Consider the following 1,455-nt stretch of genomic DNA (forward strand, 5'->3'; position numbering starts at 1 on the left):
CTAGCAGCCTGTCGGGTTTGGGTTTGCTGGCGACGGGTTTGTTGGATTGTGGATCAGGCGGCTGGCCGCAGGCGATGCAGCCTACGGCAGTTGTAGGCGAGGGCGACGAGGGTCCATTCGCTGGTGACCTTGGCGAGACCGCGGAGGTGGAAGCGGGTGAAGCCGAGGGCTGCCTTGATGATGCCGAAGACGGGCTCGACGGTCTGCTTGCGGCGGGCGTAGCGGGCTTTGGCATCAGGGGTTTCGAGTTTGGCCAGCATGGCGAGGCGCCAGGGCTCGGTGATGCGGCGTGGCGTCTTGGGCTGGGGTGGCGGCCGGAAGTCATAGGGTCGGTGCGGCTGGGTCCGGCCGATGGCGACCAGCGGCTCGATCCCGTGCGCCTGAAGGGCGGCGACTGCCTCGCCTGAGGCGAAGCCAGTGTCGGCGAGGATGGTCTGTGGCAGGCCAATGCCCTGCTCCATGCCGAGGAGGGTTGCGGCAAAGCTCGGCGCATCGGCGGAGGTGGCGACGACGCCGGTGGCGAGGATCAGCTGTGAGCCCTCGGCGCAGACAACAGCTTGGGCATTGTAAGCCTGGCGGTACTCATGGGCGTCGGAGCGGCGCATCAGCGCGCTGTCGGGGTCGGTAAGGTTGGACTGGCGCTCGGGCGGCGGATCGTCCTCGGGCGGCTTGGGCGGGCGGCCGCGGCGGCCCGTCTTGGCCTCGTAAGCGGCCCGTTTGGCCTCGTAGTCCGGCCGGGCCGCCTCCGCCTCGGCGCGGGCCTGCTGCTCGAGCCGGGCGCAGGCAGCATCGAGCTTAGCCTTGAGCGCCTCGCGCCTGGCGATCTCGGCGGGCAGCGCCTGCGGGTCGGGCTGGGACTCGCCGTCGGCCACCTCGGCGCGGTCGGTCAGCGCGGCGATGTCGGCGGCGAGCCTGACGCGCAGCGCCTTCGCCCGATCGTAGCGCACGGAGCGGATCTTGGAGGCGTTGGCGTCGAGCTTGGTGCCGTCAATCGCCACCGTCCCGAGCCGCAGCAGGCCGGTCTCGCGCGCCAGCAGTAGCACCTGCAGAAAGGCCGCCTCGAAGGCAGCGCGGTTGCCGCGGCGGAAGGCGGCGATGGTGTCGTGGTCGGGATGCAGGTTCGCCGCCACATAGCGCACCCCGAGGTCGCGGTGCGTCGCCCGCTCAATGCGGCGCGAGGAGAAGATGCCGTTGGCGTAGGCGTAGATCAGCAGCGCCAGCAGCTGGCGCGGGTGATACTGCGGGCGGCCGCCCGGGATCGGCCGCACCGCAAAGGCGCCGAGCGGCACCCGGTCCACCACCGCCACCACGAAATGCGCCACGTCGTCCGAGGGCAACCAATCCTTGGCATCCGGCGGCAGCAGAAAAGCCTGGTCGCGGCTGAACGGAATGAACTGCGTCATGCCGAACAGACTCGCCGATCTCAGGCCCGTTGGGAATCCGACAGGCTGCTAG

General features: G+C 70.1%; 1 protein-coding gene. It reads right to left on the bottom strand.

Annotation, left to right across the window (positions count from 1 at the left end; all coding sequences use genetic code 11):
• Positions 1-53 precede the first annotated feature (53 nt).
• Entirely contained in the window at positions 54-1,403 is a 1,350-nt protein-coding gene (locus LHA35_RS28205; RefSeq protein ID WP_226615084.1) for a transposase, read from the bottom strand.
• Between the last annotated feature and the right edge of the window lie 52 nt (positions 1,404-1,455).

Origin of the sequence: Roseicella aerolata, assembly GCF_020523605.1 — a bacterium.
In the GTDB taxonomy this organism is placed as follows: domain Bacteria; phylum Pseudomonadota; class Alphaproteobacteria; order Acetobacterales; family Acetobacteraceae; genus Paracraurococcus; species Paracraurococcus aerolatus.